The sequence below is a fragment of the Cytobacillus spartinae genome (assembly GCF_042865285.1).
GTDB lineage: Bacteria > Bacillota > Bacilli > Bacillales > Cytobacillaceae > Robertmurraya_A > Robertmurraya_A spartinae.
Genome location: NZ_JBIACK010000001.1, coordinates 657,695 through 673,798 on the forward strand (window position 1 = coordinate 657,695; position 16,104 = coordinate 673,798).

Genomic DNA, 16,104 nt, shown 5'->3' on the forward strand with positions numbered 1-16,104 from the left:
GCTACACAACCACGCATTTAAATGGTTGTAACAATTGAAATATAATCGTAATACATCAGTTCTTGTATATAAGAGGAGCAGATTGTTCCTTGAAAATCATAATAGTCTTTAAACAAATTAACAAAGGCACCACAAGGGCGCCTCCTTAAATAATACTAAACTCATCTCCAACAGAAACCTTACCTGTTTTAATGACGCTAGCATACACACCAAAATAATTGTTTCGGTCTTTGACAATGGTCTTTAGGATATTAGTATTAGCTTTGAGCGTGTCAGGTTCAATATTAACAATCGTACATCTTTCACAGTGCCTTTTGATCTGTAACTCGACTTCACCTATTTTCATCGTCTTCCCGAACCATTGATCCTCTATAAAAGGTGTATCGTCATCTAAAGAAACAATAAAATTAGGTCTGAAACTTCTCCAGTCTATCGCGGTTCCTATTTTTCTTTCCAACGCCTTCAACGAAGAAGTAGTTAGGATTAGAATATGCTCTTCTTCTATAGGTCCGATGGGCACATGCTGTGGTGTAAATGTTTTTTGGTATAGTTGATTTTCTCCTGTTAATTGTTTAAATTCTTCTAGACATGCTTGTTCGTGCCAGTAAAAAGTTCTTCCATCTGGTGCAGTGATTTTTACATCTGGATATTCGGTGGCTTTGTCTTCACCGGCAAACTCTGCCCGATAGGAGAGAAGCTTTTGATTATAGGTGGCCATATAATACTTCTTCTTCTTTGTTTCATCTATAAACACATGACTTCGATCTCCGTACAGCCCATACTCTTTAATGTTTGTGTTCCTCAACCTCTCCCCCTGTAGTGATTTGACTGGATACCGAATGATCTCATGAATCTTCCCTGTTACCACTTTGTTAACCACCTTCTCTAGAGGATTTGTTACCTTACATTGTATCGAAAATACAGCTTTTAGAAAAAGAGCATTATAACCCTAAAAAATGGTACAATATTTTTTAAAAAAAGGATGATTCCTATGAAGAGAACTTTTACTGGTTTATAACGTATTCTATGTTTTTATCATGCCAGACCTCCTCCATAAAAAATTAGTTTCAAAGAATTTAAACTTATAAACGGAGGTTTCATATGAGAACAGAACAAGAAATGATGGAGTTAATACTGACTACGGCTGAAAATGACGAGAGAATTCGAGTAGTTATTATGAATGGTTCAAGAACGAATCCACGTGTAGAGAAAGATATTTTTCAAGACTACGATATTGTTTACATCGTAAAGGATATAGATACTTTACGAATAATCATAACTGGATAGATGTATTCGGAGAGCGAATGATGATGCAAATGCCGGAAGAAAAGGTGGTACCTCCACCACTGAATGATGGCCGATTCACTTATCTTATGCAATTTATGGATGGTAACCGAATTGACTTAACACTCCTACCAATAGAAAAGCTCGACCAGTTACTCAGTAATGACAGTTTGAGTATACTTCTCTTAGATAAAGATGGAATCATAGGAACTCTCCCACCTCCTAGTGATGAGGACTATCATATCAAACCTCCATCAGAAAGAACCTTTCTTGATATTTGTAATGAATTTTGGTGGATTAACCTTAATATATGCAAAGGGTTGTGGCGAGAGGAACTTTCATTCACAATGTTTATGTATGAACAAATTAATCGTAATGTCCTCATTAAAATGTTGGAGTGGGAAATTGGAATCAAGACTGATTTTTCTTTAAGTGCTGGAAAGCTTGGAAAGTACTTAAAAGACTATATGGAAGAAAATGATTGGGGAAATTTTGTATCTACTTATACGGATGCAAACGTAGAAAGTATCTGGAACTCTCTATTTATTATGTGTGCTCTTTTTAGAAAAAGTGCTGTTGGGGTTGCGGATCACTTTGGCTATCAATATCCTACCGAGGACGATCAGAAAGTTACTGAATTCATGGAAAAAGTTAAGGCACTTCCTAAGAATGTAAAAAGCTTCTAAGTTTTTAATAAAACACAGACATAATGAAGGAGTTCACCAATAAGTGAACTCCTTTCTTCTTATCTTAACATTTGAATTTCTTCTTCTGCCTTTGCGATTTTTAATAATTGAGAATCCAGTCGTCTATTAATTGTATCAACATGTTTTAAGTAGATATCTTCAAACTTACTCATTGCCTCTTTTACGATCGAGGTAAATTGATCTTCTGGGTGAGCTTCTAGTTTTTGTAGTAATTCTTTAATGTCCGAAATGTCAATTTGATTAACCGTAACTCTATGCTCAATACTATCAACTTTTTCAAGATGGGTTAGCCTCTTTTCAACATTATTTAGCTTTGAATCCATCACACTTAGTAGATCAAAAATTTTTTTAAGTTCACTATCCATATAAATCCCCTTTCTATCTTTTTTGGGAATATTATATCACCGATTCATTGCAAAAAATTGACAATTCCACCCCTGTATTTGAATACTTTATGAATTATTGTTTTTACTTGGATTTATTCTGTTTGACCAAAAAGAGATGCCACTTATGTAGCATCCCTTCACTCATATAACTGATGTATATTTGTTTGTTTTACAATATCGTCCAATGTATATCCTTCTAAGATTGTCCTAAATTCCTGTTCTGCTTTTGAGATGATGTTAGAAATATATAACTCCGACTCAGTGGATGGAACGGTACAATCTGGGTCTGGTGGTTCTGTAGCAAGAGCAACATAAATATCCCCTACTGAAATCTCACAAGCTGATTTTTCTAGAGTATATCCACCGTATCGTCCTCCGTAGCTTGAAACAAGATCTGCTTTAGAAAGTAAAGCTAATACTTTCCTGATAAAAGTAGAGTCTGCACCAATCATGTCTGCTATTTGATGGCTCTTTAATAAAAATTTGGTTTCTGCCAAAATGACCATCGCTCGTAAAGCTACGTGGAACCATTTAGGACCTAGATTTCCTGACTGAGTCATAAGCTGCATATTAATCACCCTATTTTAATATAACAACTTTTAACAATTTACGCAATAGTCAGAAAGTTCAATGGAAAAATAAATAAGATGAAAAAGAGTGTATATTTACCTATTTTTGTTCAAGGAACAACTTGTACGATCACTTAACCAGAATAACAATACTAGCTCGAAAACTCCTAATGAACATAGGCTCTTTAAAAATACCCGTTTTCTAACTCATTTAAAAAATTCTGTTAAAACTGGTAACTTCTTGATATAATTAGAGTAGTTAGCTAGATTTCCAACTTGTAAATAAGGGGTTTTAACCAATGTTTTTTAAGGCATTAACCTATTTGAAAAATCATACTTCACTTCTCTATTACCTCTTATTTTTCCTCATTTCACTCTTCATTTTTCACCACTACGTTACTCTCACTGGGAGCCCCATTTGGATTATACTTTTTTACATTTTCTCATCTATCTCTACCTATTTAATCGTGTCCTATTTTAGAAAAAAAGAGATAAATAAAAGAAACTATGAAAGTGAACAACGGTATAAGAGATTAATTGATCATCACCCGGATGGCATCGTCATTCATGAAAAAGGTAGAATTGTCTATGCAAACTCTGTTGCCGTTGAATACTTAGGCTACTCGGAGGAAGAAGTGCTAGGAAAAACTCTCATTGATTTCACACACCCGTCTGGCCACGCAACGATTATCGAGCGCGAAAAAGAAATTTATAGTACAGATGAAGATATTGTCTTAAACTTAAATGAATACGAATTGATTGCTAAAGATGGCTCATCGGTTTTTGTTGAATCGAAAGCAATCATATGCCAATTTAACGATAAGAGATGCGTACAATTAGTAATAAGAAATATTACGGAAAAGAAAAAGCAAGAGGAGCAATTAAAACTATCTGAAAAGCTTGCAGTGGTAGGACAAATAGCCGCAGGGATTGCCCATGAAATACGAAATCCCTTAACTAGTATAAAAGGATTTATTCAAATGATGGAAGAGTCAGCTAAAAACCCAACTTATTATAAAGTCATTATGGCGGAGATTGACCGAATTAACCAAGTCACCAATGATTTTTTAATATTAGCTAAGCCGCAAGCCAGCAACTTAAAAGTTTGTAATGTGACCAAAATACTTAATGACGTTATCACTTTAATGCAGCCGGAAGCATTGCTTCATCATGTAATTTGTAGCTTTAACCATTCAAATATTGAGCATCTATTGCTTTGTGACAAAAACGAGTTAAAGCAAGTATTTATCAATATTATTAAAAATTCAATCGAAGCCACCCCGCATGGTGGTCAAATATCTATTAGTTGCAAACAAATAGATGGGAAACTACAAATCTTAATTGAGGATACGGGAACTGGAATTCCGAAGAATCGTTTACCGCATATAGGTCAACCTTTTTACACCCTTAAAGAAAAAGGAACTGGACTGGGCTTGATGACTTCAATCAAAATTATTGAGAAACACCAAGGTACATTTCAAATTGAGAGTACGGAGGGTAAAGGCACAACGGTAACCTTGACGTTTCCGATAGACCTTCCCTCTTATACAGCGGCAATGGGAACAGGTAAATAACAGCCATAGTTAAAAAAGGTGAACTCCCTTAGGAATTCACCTTTTTTGATATCTGAAGAGATTCCCCTAATTACGGCAAGTCAACATTCTTGTTTCCTTTATCACATAATGAAAATAAGTGCAAACAGGGCGCTTGCGCTTTTGTTCTTTAGCTAATTTTAAACTGCTTAAGCATTTCTTGTAACTCTTTGCTCAGATTAGATAACTCAAGTGCATCATGAGAGATTTGTACTGCACTGCTAGCTTGTTCTTCACTTGCAGCACTCACCTCTTGCGCTCCAGCGGATGATTGTTCCGTAACTGCTGATATACTTCCCATATCCTCTGTAATACTAACACTATTAGCTTCTAGAGTTTTAATAGATTCATTAATTTTGTGTATTTGATTAGATGTCGTATTAACATTTTCGGATATTTTCGTAAAAGCGTCGCCTGACTGAGTCACAGCTTCCATCCCTACCTCTACTACCTCAATTCCTTGTTGAATGGACTTCACTGCTCGATTACTTTCATTTTGTGTTTCTCTAATCATACTTGCGATTTTATCAGCTGAACTACTCGTTTCCGTTGCAAGCTTTCTAACCTCTTCCGCAACAACGGCAAACCCTTTCCCAGCATCCCCAGCACGAGCTGCTTCAATAGATGCATTTAGGGCTAGAAGATTCGTTTGTTCCGCAATACTCGTAATCATATTAATGACATTGCCTATTTCTGAGGATCTTTTATCCACTAGTTTAATAATTTCTGCTGTTTCTTGCACCTGTTGACTAGCTTCACGAATCGTTTTTATCGCTTCATTAATCAGCAATTCACCATTTTCGGACAGTTCCTTACTTTGCAGTGAGGTTTCATTTACCTCATTAGCAAATTGATTAAGATTTCGGAGTGTTTCACTCATATATTGAACTTTATCGGTAACACTTGTCACTGAGTTTACGATATCCGTCGTTCCAGTTGCCAGTTCATTAATGGCTGTAGCCACCTGTTCTGCTGATAACCTAGTCTCCTCACTAGATTGTACAAGCGTTTCGGATGATTGCTTTACATGATCGGACACAGAATTAATCTTGATTAATATATTCTGCATCCCTTCAATCATCGTGTTAAAGTTTCTACCAAGTAATCCAATCTCATCTCTGCCTTTGTGGTCCACTTTTAAAGTAAGATCCCCTTTTGCAACAGCTGATGTTAGGTGGCTCATTTTTTGGATTGGGTTTACAAGACGGGACGAGAAAATAAAGACGATAATAATCGTAAATAGTAAAACTACACCTGCTGTTACAAATGATAAAATGGCTAAATAAGATAGTTTACTTGTTGCTTCAGATACAGGAGCAGTTATGTATATCACCCAATCTGTAGATTGAAGCCCTTTGTAAAAATTAAACTTATCTACACCTTCAAAGGAATAACGAATCATCCCTTCTTCGCCTGTCTTCGCCTTCTCGTGTGCCTCAGTAAGTTCTGGTATATTTAAATCTTTAAGAGTGGTTTGTAAAACTAGTTCTTTATCTGGGTGACCGATGATTAATCCGTTATTTTGTGTTATGAATGCATAACCCGTTTCGCCAACTTTCACATCGGCTACCAATTGCTGAAGGCTATCGATTGGGAATGTTCCCCCTAACACACCAACTGTACTTCCTTGGGCATTTTTTATCGGGACCGCAAACACAATAATGGTTGAGTTATCAGCTTTACTTACAACTGGCTCTGAGATAGCAAATGAATCTCCTGCCATAATTTTTTGGAAATAAGCGCGATCCGCTACATTCGCTTCTACATTAGAAGATGTAATGGATTGACCTGTTTGATCAGCCACGAATATCATTGAGTAATCAGTAAACTGCTTAGAGACACGTGAAATAAACGCTTGTTGCTGTTCTAAATTCGCGTTTATCACATCAGAGCTCTGCGCTAACCCCTGAAGTCTCTCAATATGGATTAATAGTGCATCATCTAATTTAACCTGAGTTCTATCAAGTTTTACAAAAGAGTTTTCTTCAAACCCTTCAATTAAAAACTCTTTTGCTTTATTTTGGTTCAACCAAGCTACCCCGACTAAAGCAATACATATGATTGGGATCATTACCATTAATAATTTCGTTTTAATACTGTTCAAACTTATTCCCCTACCCTTTTTAGAGTCATGTTAAGAATTGCTAAAAAATTCATCTTTACTATTTATTTCACTAATGATTCGCTCAATCTCATTACTAGGTAATGGTTCTGAAATGTAGTAGCCCTGCACTTCATTGCACCCTAGACCCTTTAATATTTCAATTACCTCTTTTGTTTCCGTACCTTCTGCAACTACCTTGAGTTTTAATTCATGCGAAAGAAAGATAATTGCCTTTACTATGGCAATATCATCTGCATTCTGCTCTACTTCATGAATGAATTCACGGTCAATCTTTAAAGAGTTAATAGGAAACTTACGTAAGTAGTTTAATGATGAGTATCCCTTCCCAAAATCATCAATCGCAACAGAAACACCCAAATTCTTTAATTGTGTAAGATAGATGATACATTCATCTGCATTATCGATAAAGCAGCCTTCCGTAATTTCTATTTCTAATAGACTAGGTTCTAGGCAAGTCTTTTTTAAGACTCGGTCGACAAAATGAACAAAGTTAGGAAGTCTAAAGTGAAGCGGTGAAATATTAACTGCCATTGTTAATGGGTAAGATAGATTAAGCGCGTTCCACTTTCGGCTTTGTTCACAAGCTTTCTTTAATACCCATTCATCTAACTTAAAAATCAGTCCCGTTTCCTCAGCGATAGGGATAAACTTTGTAACAGGAACTTCCCCCAATATCGAACTATGCCATCGAAGGAGGGCCTCCACGCCAGTTACACGATTTGTTAGGAGATCAAATTTAGGTTGATAGTATAATTCCAACTCATTTTTTTCGATGGCTGACCGTAGATGATGCTCGATCTTAAGCGTTTCTTCATTTTGCTGACTCATGCTAGTTTCATATAGTTGATATGTATTTTTTGCCACTGACTTTGCATAGTACATAGCAGTATCCGCATTTTTTAGAAGCGTGTCATCATCCTCTCCATGTTCAGGGTAAATGCTTACTCCGATACTTGCTGATGTGTAAATCTCTAAAGAGTTCGGCAGTATGAAAACGCTTTTAAAAATATCCACCACTTGTTCAGCTAATGAATGAACGTCCATCTTCCCATCACTATTCGGGAAGACAATAATAAATTCATCTCCTGCAAATCTATAGATATTCCCCAATAAACCTATGGAGGCTTTTAATCTTTTCGTTACTTCTATAATTAGATGATCGCCTACAGTATGACCTAATGAATCATTGATTTGCTTGAACCGATCTAAGTCAAGGAAAAAGACACTAAAGGGTCTCTCATTCCTTTTGGCATCCTGAATGAGATATTTCATGTCATTCATAAATTTTCGTCTATTTGGTAGATTTGTTAACAGATCATGAAAAGCAATATACTTAACCTCTTCTTGTGCTTTACTTAGATCTGTAATATCACTTACACACGCGATTACTTCATTGACGACACCATCATTAGTAATGGGAGTTAAATGGGTTACTAGATTTCTATTTTGTAAAGTGGTTGTAAAAGTGACCATTTCTCCCGAAAAAGCTTTTTCATATTTCTCCTCTAACATGTCTGCAATCGGCTGAGGATAAACCTCTTTTGGCGATTTGTTGTACATCTTTCCATTGTCTAAACCTAAGTCCGCTGCCAGCTTACCTTCATTTAGCGTATAAATAAAATGAGTACCTTTCTTCATAACTTTATAAATATGGTTATACATGGAATTCACAACAAACCGAAAATCATTTTTGAGTGCGGCTAATAACTTTTCTTGTGCTATTTTTCCTTCGGTAATTTCAGTCCTTAATGAGATGTACATGATTTGTTTACCGTTTTCATCTCTTATAGGTACAATGGTTGATTGAACCCAATAGAAACTACCATCTCTTGCTTTGTTTTTTATCTCTCCTTGCCAAATATCACCTTTCTTGATCGTTTCCCACATCTTTTTAAAAAATGCTTTATTATGATGACCTGAATTTAGTACTCGATGATCTTTGCCAATTAAATCTTCAAGCTTATATTTTGAGATCTTACAAAATCTCTCATTCGCATAAATAATCTTCCCGCTTAAACTTGTCGCGGCAACAATGATTGAAGCATCTATTGCATGCTTTAAATTTTTATAATCATGTAGCAGTTGTATAATCTGATTAACCTTATCTTCAATCAGGCGTAGATCATCAAGTTGATTCCCATTTTTTAAAGCTCTTTGAAGTGATTGAATAATAGGTTGGATATGATGTGGTTCGTACATAATGCTCATATTCTCACCTCCTTCTTTCGTAGGACAAGATTTTACAAAATGTTGTAATATTTTACATAATGATAGTTAATTTTTATCATAACTTGCATTTTAATACAATATGTTGCATATTTTATACTATTTATACAGTGGAAATTCAGTTAAGTAATAATGAATGAATAGTCCTTTTAGGAGAATGAAAATATATTGACATAATAAAAAAGCAATCGAATATGATTGCTTTTTAAGGTTTTTTGATCGTTTGAATAATAAGTTTTTTTGCCTCATTTGCTTCGGGGAAATCAAAAATCGGGAAAATATGGACCATTTCTGGGAACTCAAAGTATTCGACTTTTACATCTATGTTTTTCGCTTTTTCTACAAACCTTCTAGCATCAGGAGCTAAAATATCATGTGTACCCATAATTAACATGATATCAGGTAAATCATTTAAATCTCCGTATAGAGGACTTAATAGATAATGAGTTGGATTTTCTCCACCGGCGTACATTTTCCCTGCTTCAATTGCACCTAATTTTGATAAAAAAGGGTCATCCTTTTCAATTGAATCTATTTCTGGATGAGTTAAGGTGAGATCTAACCACGGGGATATTAGAATTATTTTTTTGGGTTGTAAGTCACTTTTTTCATTTAAAAGGTGAGATAAAGCAAGTACAAGTCCCCCTCCTGCTGAATCCCCCATTAAAATAATGTCCTCTTGTTTTTCGATTAATTGTTTGTATAACGGATATACAAAGTCAAACGTGTCCTTGTATGTATATTCGGGTGCTAATGGGTAGAGTGGAATTGTAAACTTGCATGATATTTGCTTTCCTATTTGACCAAGAAACTCCCAATGGAAAGCAGTAATTTTATTTACGTAAGCACCACCATGGGCATAGAAAATATTCAACTCATATTTGCTTCCTAATGGTGACATCTCATAAAAAGCATGTCCATTCAGTTGCTTTTTCTCTATATGGAAGTACTCCCTTAAAGAATCTGGTGGTTCGGAGTTCAATAATCGTCTTTCTGCAATGCCTTTTCTCAGTTTATCACCTGTTTGTTTCCAAAACTCTTTTCTACCTTCTCGTCGCAACTGCTCTTTAAAATACATACTTTCCACGCTAGGCAAAACAAAAAACCCCCTTCTAAAGTATTTTCTCTATCTTTCTATAAGACGAGGGAAAATTCCTTTTTTAGGGGGTTAACAGCCTCTTGACATTGTGAAATACCTTTATGTTTATCGTGAAACAAGCGATGTATACAAAAAAAGATAAAAAGAGATTCCATTTTCCATCCACGTATTCGAGGATATGTACTTTTAGGGAAATCCACTCCATTAAAACGAGAAGCAATTAGATTAAAAAGTTACTTGCAGAGGGAAGTTCGTTAATAGTAATCTAAGATTTCAACACAAAAAAACACAAGGCACTTATCCCTATAAGCAACCTTGTGTTTCCTTAACCCTTTTATTGTCCCTGCCCTAATGAATAGCCAAGCTCATCATTAAATTTGTATAGGTTTTCAATTTTTATAAAGTCTAAGCCTGCTTCTTCAATACGGCTTAGTAACTTGATAATATCAGCGTTTGTAACACCTTCATTGCCTTGGAAGCGACAACGCCAGTGATCAGTGGTAAATGTTTCTGGGAAACCTTGAGGATATACTTTTACCCCACGATTGGTGATGACAGCTAATTTAAACGCTGAACCTTGTAGGGACTCTAGCTTTTGGCCAAGCTCATCTGGAGTAAGTTCGTTATTGAATAAGAAGACATCTACTCCATCAAGTGTACGCACAACATCAGCTTTTGGACGATCTTTGACTTGTGGTGCTAGCTTGAATGAAATTTCATCCGCTTCTTCTACCTTCTTATATTCCACTGGCTTATAAGTAGAAGGCTGTTGCCCTAACCTTTCGATTACTGCATCCGCAAACTCCATTGTTCCAACAGAAGAGCCATTTTTTGCAATATCCCCTGTATGAACGCGGTCTTCTAATGTTTTTAACCATGCATTATGTATTTTTGTTGCTACTTCTGGTTGGCCAATATGAACAAGCATCATAATCGCACCATGAATGAGTCCTGAAGGATTCGCAATTCCCTTACCTGCAATATCAGGTGCACTGCCGTGAATCGCTTCAAACATGGCCACTTGATCACCGATATTCGCAGAACCGGCAAGACCTACACTACCTGTTATTTGTGCAGCAACATCTGATGCGATATCTCCATAAAGGTTTGGCATAACAATCACATCAAAATCCTGTGGAGTATCGGCAATTTTTGCCATCCCAATATCAATGATCCAATGTTCTGTCTCAATTTCAGGATATTCTACAGCAACTTCTTTAAACACCTTGTGAAATAGACCATCCGTCAACTTCATGATGTTATCCTTTGTAAAACAAGTCACTTTTTTACGATTGTTTTTACGAGCATATTCGAATGCATATCGAATAATTTTTTCACTACCCGGACGAGTAATGAGCTTCAAACATTGTACAACTTCAGGTGTTTGCTGATGCTCAATCCCCGCATATAAATCCTCTTCATTTTCTCTAATAATAACAATGTCCATATTCGGGTGTTTTGTCTCTACAAAAGGTGCATATGAAACATTTGGTCTAACGTTTGCATACAATCCTAATGTTTTACGGATTGTAACATTTAGGCTTTTATAGCCTCCACCTTGTGGAGTTGTAATAGGACCTTTGAAAAATACCTTTGTTCGTCTTAAAGACTCCCAAGCGTCATCAGGAATTCCCGAAGAATTACCCGCTAAATACACTTTCTCCCCAATATCAATAAATTCTGGCTCAATCTTGGCCCCAGCATGCTCTAATATTTTTAAAGTAGCATCCATAATTTCAGGCCCGATTCCATCCCCTCTTGCAACCGTGATGTTTCGTTTATTTGTCATACTTTTTCTCCCTTTCCGTGTTGTTTTGAAAAACCTTTTATGTATGGGTTTTTACTACCTTTATAATAGTAACATAAATTTTCTTTTTGTTTGAGAATTGTCTCTTTTATCATTCTTATAATAAAGAAGTTATATACTTTCTAAAAAACTGGTTTAGTAATATGGATGAATATTATACTAATGAGAGGACATTCAAAAGGAGTATGTATGAAAATATCATTTAGCGAGTTTGTTAAAGACTTCAATTCTAGAGTAGAAATCAATTTAGATCACTTAAAGAAACTAGTTCGCTCTGCCATTGATTATTACGAGTTAAAGTCTATTGAAAAGTTGGAAGAGACAGCTAACGGGAAGGTTGAAACCTTATATATCGCTTCCATGGCTGAGGAAAATATTCTCTCTAGAATTGTAGGGATTGCCACTGGTGAGGATATAAGTATAGAGGAAGTTTATGATGGGTATATTGTCCGCAAACATTAAAAGGCTCTGGATAATTTTCTGTCCAGAGCCTTATCTCTACCTTTATTTTGTTGCTAGTTCTTTATATTTATCGCGAAGCTGATACTTTAGCACCTTGCCAGATGGGTTTCTCGGAAGCTGATCCATCTCGTAGATAATCCTTGGAATTTTATAACCTGCTAGTTCTTGTCGGCAAAATTGTTGTAGTTCTTCATGATCAATTTGTTGACCAGGTTTCGCTACAACAACGGCCGCTACGGTTTCACCCCATACCTCATGCGGCACCCCAATGACCGCTGCTTCCAAAACAGCCGGATGCTTATAAATCGTTTGTTCTACTTCCGTTGAATATACATTTTCTCCACCAGAGATAATCATATCCTTTTTCCGGTCGACTAATGTGATGAATCGATCTTCATCCATCGTTGCCAAATCACCTGTATATAGCCAGCCATTTTTAAGAGTTTTTCTTGTTTCTTCTGGCTTTTTGTAATATTCCTTCATAAGAGATTCAGTTTTAATAATGAACTCTCCTACTTGACCTGGACGCACATCTTCTCCGTTTTCATCGACTACTCTTGCGTCAGTTAAATGAGAAGCCCTTCCACTCGCCCCAAGCTTCATCTTATGTTCATCCGGCATGAGGAAAACTCCACCAGGTCCACCTTCTGTTAACCCACACATATTGAAAAATTGATCTGTTCCAAATAGATCCATCGATTTTTGTAGCAAACTCACAGGCATTGGGGCTGCCCCGTAACCGCAACGCTTGATACTAGTTAAATCGTATTGCTCGCGGTTAGGTACTTGGAGCAAGAAGTTATACATCGTTGGAACTCCAAAGAACAAGCTAATTTTGTATTGATCAATATCCTTTAAAGTTTGAACAGGATGGAAATCTTGTCTAATCACTTGTTGGCAACCAAGGAAGGTTCCTGTCACCAAGAATAGATTTAGTTGTGCGGAATGGAACAGTGGTGCAATGTGAAGCAAATGGTCATCTTGCGCGATTTTCATCGTCATGATCATCCCAAAACCAACATGAAGAATACGATGATGATCAAATACTACCCCTTTAGGTAAACCGGTTGTGCCTGAAGTATAGAGAATTTCACAATCATCCTCTTCCACGACACCAACATCAGGGTTGACCGTATTAAAGCTGCGGAATTGTGATAGTAAGAGCTGATTAGGTTGTTTCGTCGTCCCTGAAATCACTTGTAAAAGTAACTTGTCATTGCCTTCAGCCGCTTTTTTAACTGTTTCAGAAAGGTCTTCATCTGCAAAGATGATTAACGAATCTGAATCATTTAAAATATAGTTTACTTCATGAGCAGTTAATCGAAAGTTAATCGGAACTGCTACTGCACCCGCTTTTAAAATACCGTAAAAAACAAAGGCAAATTGGTCGGAATTTTTCATCATGATGGCAACTTTGTCGCCTTTTTTAATACCGTAGGAAAGTAAACCATGGGCAACGCGATTGGCTTCCTCATTAAACAGTTCATACGTATAACTAGTTTCATTAAAAATAAGCGCCGTTTTGTTTGGGTTATTCCTTGCATTTCTTTCAAGTCCATCAAAAAGATTCATGTTCCTTCCCCCTTGTTATCTCCATAATTTTGGATTGATTTTTATGGTTATTTCATTGAATCAAACTATATTTTGAAAAACACCGTGAAGACGGTTTGTATCTATAAAACTTTGCCCGTTTCCCCTTATTTTTGCAGAAGTAGTTATTCCGGTTTATAAGCCCATATTCTTTGCAATGATTTGCTTCATGATTTCATTTGTCCCGGCGTAGATACTGCCAACAGCCACATCCCGATATCTTCTTGCAATCTCGTACTCTTCCATATATCCATAGCCACCGTGAAGTTGCATACACTCTCCAGCAACTTTTTTCGACAGATCGGTCGTCCACCACTTCGCCATTGACACTTCATTGACGATGTCCTTATTTTCCATATGATCACAGATTAACTGGTCAACGAACGTTTCACCGATCTTAATATTGGTGGCCATTTCGGCGATTTTAAATTGTGTATTTTGAAACTTGCTTATTGGCTTACCAAACGCGGTTCTTTGCTTCACATAATCTGTCGTAATCTCAAGCATTCTTTTGGAAACAGCAATGCTTCCAATCGCAACCATTAGACGCTCCTGCTGAAGCTTCTTCATCAAATAGTAAAAGCCCATGCCCTCTTCGCCGATTAAATTCTCTTTTGGTACAACAGCATCTTCAAAAATTAACTCCGACGTATCATTTGCATGCTGACCTACTTTTCTTAGCTTCTTGCCTTTCTTGAAACCAGGTGTTCCTTCCTCTACTACTAACAAGCTGATCCCTTTATGTGCTGGTTGAGCATTCGGATTTGTTACACAAACCACAATGACAAAATTAGCCGAATAACCATTCGTGATAAATGTCTTTTCTCCGTTTAAAATATAATTGTCACCATTGTCTTTAGCAGTCGTTTTAATAGAAGCCAAGTCTGAACCCGTTCCAGGTTCTGTCATCGCAATGGCGGAAATCATATCACCTGAAACGGCTTTCGGTAACCATCTTTCCTTTTGCTCTTCTGTTCCAAACTCTTCAATATAAGGCATCACAATGTCATTATGCAGTCCTAAACCTCCGATACCAGACCCAATTCGATCTAACTCCTCTGTGATAATCACCGAGTAAGCAAAATCAGCATTAGAACCTCCATACTTTTCGTCTACCCATGGACATAAGAATCCTTGTTCTCCTGCCTTTTTCCAAAACGATTTCGGCACCTGTTTTGCTTGTTCCCACTCCTCGAAAAATGGAACAGCATGCTGGTCAAGGAATTTACGAAAAGCTTTCCGAAATATTTCATGTTCTTCTTGTAGATAACGTTTACTCAACTTTATTCACTCCTACTTTTTAAAATCGCTTACATGATTAGATAGCTTCAAAGTACCAAGTACCGTTTTCCATGTATTTTTTGCACTGCTGATCCTGATGTAAATACTGAAGATGTGCCAATGTCTCTCCGATCGCAAATCGGGTTTCGTGTGTATTCAACCCTTGAAAAAGCTGGTTACAGACTTCATAAATGGTCGAGGGCTGTTTCATAAATTCATAGACTTTGTGAAGTCGCTCTTGATGGTGCCCTAGTAATTCATCAATTCTTTTATTGGCATGTTGAAACGGTTTCCCGTGAGATGGAATAACATATTCCGCATCCAAACGTTTTACTTTTTCAAGTGATGTAAAAAATGCTTGAAGGGGGTTACTGATTCCTCTAAACCAATACGAAACATTTGGTGAAATTTTCGGTAGAATATGATCCGTCGAAAACAGAACACTTTTTTCCTTATTAAAAAGTGAAATGAGACCGTCTGAGTGACCTGGAGTAAAAATAACTTCATATTCGTACTTCCCGAAATGTACATTCATCCCTTCTTCAAGGTGGTGTTTCACCGTTGGATATGGTTTAACTCTGGCTTGAAAACTTCCTTCATCAGACGTTAGTTCATTGGCAATCTCCTCTGGTAAGCCGCATGTTTGATAATTTTTTCTTTGGTTTTCTAAAGATGAAGGTTCCCATATCGATTTGCCTGCCTCTTCATCCACTTTTGTCATCCATACTTCAGCTCCTGTTAACTTCTGGAGCGTACCGGCATAACCAAAATGGTCTGGATGGTAGTGTGTGAGAATGATATTTTTGACTTCATGCTTTTGGATAAAAGGTTTCCATATATCCTCTGTTGTTTGATTATTTAACCCCGCATCGATAATCGTCCATCCATTCTCTCCTTCAGCAAAAAAACAGTGAACGTGGTTTAGCCGAAAGGGTAGCGGGATGGTAACCTGCGTGACACCTATCTCTGTAAACAA

The 16,104-nt window shown here is 36.6% G+C and carries 12 protein-coding genes and 1 pseudogene; 3 read left to right on the forward strand and 10 right to left on the reverse strand.

Going from position 1 to position 16,104, the window contains the following annotated elements; all coding sequences use genetic code 11:
* Positions 1–145: 145 nt before the first annotated feature.
* The gene (locus ACFYKX_RS03245; protein ID WP_389358001.1) at positions 146–880 is read right to left on the reverse strand and encodes an MOSC domain-containing protein; all 735 of its coding nucleotides are present in this window, start codon (positions 878–880) and stop codon (positions 146–148) included.
* A gap of 221 nt (positions 881–1,101) precedes the next feature.
* Between ACFYKX_RS03245 and ACFYKX_RS03250 the strand changes: the two are divergent.
* Positions 1,102–1,970: pseudogene (locus ACFYKX_RS03250) on the forward strand (aminoglycoside 6-adenylyltransferase).
* 59 nt (positions 1,971–2,029) lie between these two features.
* On the opposite strand, the gene ACFYKX_RS03255 reads toward ACFYKX_RS03250, so the two are convergent.
* Both ACFYKX_RS03255 and ACFYKX_RS03260 read right to left on the reverse strand, forming a co-directional pair.
* Entirely contained in the window at positions 2,030–2,356 is a 327-nt protein-coding gene (locus ACFYKX_RS03255; protein ID WP_389358003.1) for a hypothetical protein, read from the reverse strand.
* A gap of 158 nt (positions 2,357–2,514) precedes the next feature.
* Entirely contained in the window at positions 2,515–2,946 is a 432-nt protein-coding gene (locus ACFYKX_RS03260; RefSeq protein ID WP_389358005.1) for an Rrf2 family transcriptional regulator, read from the reverse strand.
* A gap of 299 nt (positions 2,947–3,245) precedes the next feature.
* On the opposite strand from ACFYKX_RS03260, the gene ACFYKX_RS03265 reads away from it, so the two are divergent.
* Positions 3,246–4,520 carry an ATP-binding protein gene (locus tag ACFYKX_RS03265; RefSeq protein WP_389358007.1) on the forward strand — a complete coding sequence of 425 codons (1,275 nt, stop codon included), beginning with the start codon at positions 3,246–3,248 and terminating at the stop codon, positions 4,518–4,520.
* A 148-nt stretch (positions 4,521–4,668) separates the two neighbouring features.
* Here the strand turns inward: ACFYKX_RS03265 and ACFYKX_RS03270 are convergent, their stop codons facing one another.
* The 4 genes from ACFYKX_RS03270 to ACFYKX_RS03285 all read right to left on the reverse strand — a co-directional run bounded on the left by ACFYKX_RS03270 (position 4,669) and on the right by ACFYKX_RS03285 (position 11,777).
* Entirely contained in the window at positions 4,669–6,642 is a 1,974-nt protein-coding gene (locus tag ACFYKX_RS03270; RefSeq protein ID WP_389358009.1) for a methyl-accepting chemotaxis protein, read from the reverse strand.
* 30 nt (positions 6,643–6,672) lie between these two features.
* Positions 6,673–8,871 carry a sensor domain-containing protein gene (locus ACFYKX_RS03275; protein WP_389358011.1) on the reverse strand — a complete coding sequence of 733 codons (2,199 nt, stop codon included), beginning with the start codon at positions 8,869–8,871 and terminating at the stop codon, positions 6,673–6,675.
* 223 nt (positions 8,872–9,094) lie between these two features.
* On the reverse strand, positions 9,095–9,976 hold the full coding sequence (locus ACFYKX_RS03280; protein ID WP_389359025.1) for an alpha/beta hydrolase: 882 nt from the start codon (positions 9,974–9,976) through the stop codon (positions 9,095–9,097).
* A gap of 346 nt (positions 9,977–10,322) precedes the next feature.
* The gene (locus tag ACFYKX_RS03285) at positions 10,323–11,777 is read right to left on the reverse strand and encodes an NADP-dependent isocitrate dehydrogenase (protein WP_389358013.1); all 1,455 of its coding nucleotides are present in this window, start codon (positions 11,775–11,777) and stop codon (positions 10,323–10,325) included.
* A gap of 207 nt (positions 11,778–11,984) precedes the next feature.
* On the opposite strand from ACFYKX_RS03285, the gene ACFYKX_RS03290 reads away from it, so the two are divergent.
* The gene (locus ACFYKX_RS03290) at positions 11,985–12,257 is read left to right on the forward strand and encodes a DUF6407 family protein (protein ID WP_389358015.1); all 273 of its coding nucleotides are present in this window, start codon (positions 11,985–11,987) and stop codon (positions 12,255–12,257) included.
* 42 nt (positions 12,258–12,299) lie between these two features.
* On the opposite strand, the gene ACFYKX_RS03295 is transcribed toward ACFYKX_RS03290, so the two are convergent.
* The 3 genes from ACFYKX_RS03295 to ACFYKX_RS03305 form a co-directional block, all read right to left on the reverse strand.
* Entirely contained in the window at positions 12,300–13,829 is a 1,530-nt protein-coding gene (locus ACFYKX_RS03295; RefSeq protein ID WP_389358017.1) for a class I adenylate-forming enzyme family protein, read from the reverse strand.
* Between the two features lie 153 nt (positions 13,830–13,982).
* The gene (locus ACFYKX_RS03300) at positions 13,983–15,128 is read right to left on the reverse strand and encodes an acyl-CoA dehydrogenase family protein (RefSeq protein ID WP_389358019.1); all 1,146 of its coding nucleotides are present in this window, start codon (positions 15,126–15,128) and stop codon (positions 13,983–13,985) included.
* Between the two features lie 37 nt (positions 15,129–15,165).
* Entirely contained in the window at positions 15,166–16,104 is a 939-nt protein-coding gene (locus tag ACFYKX_RS03305) for an MBL fold metallo-hydrolase (RefSeq protein WP_389358021.1), read from the reverse strand.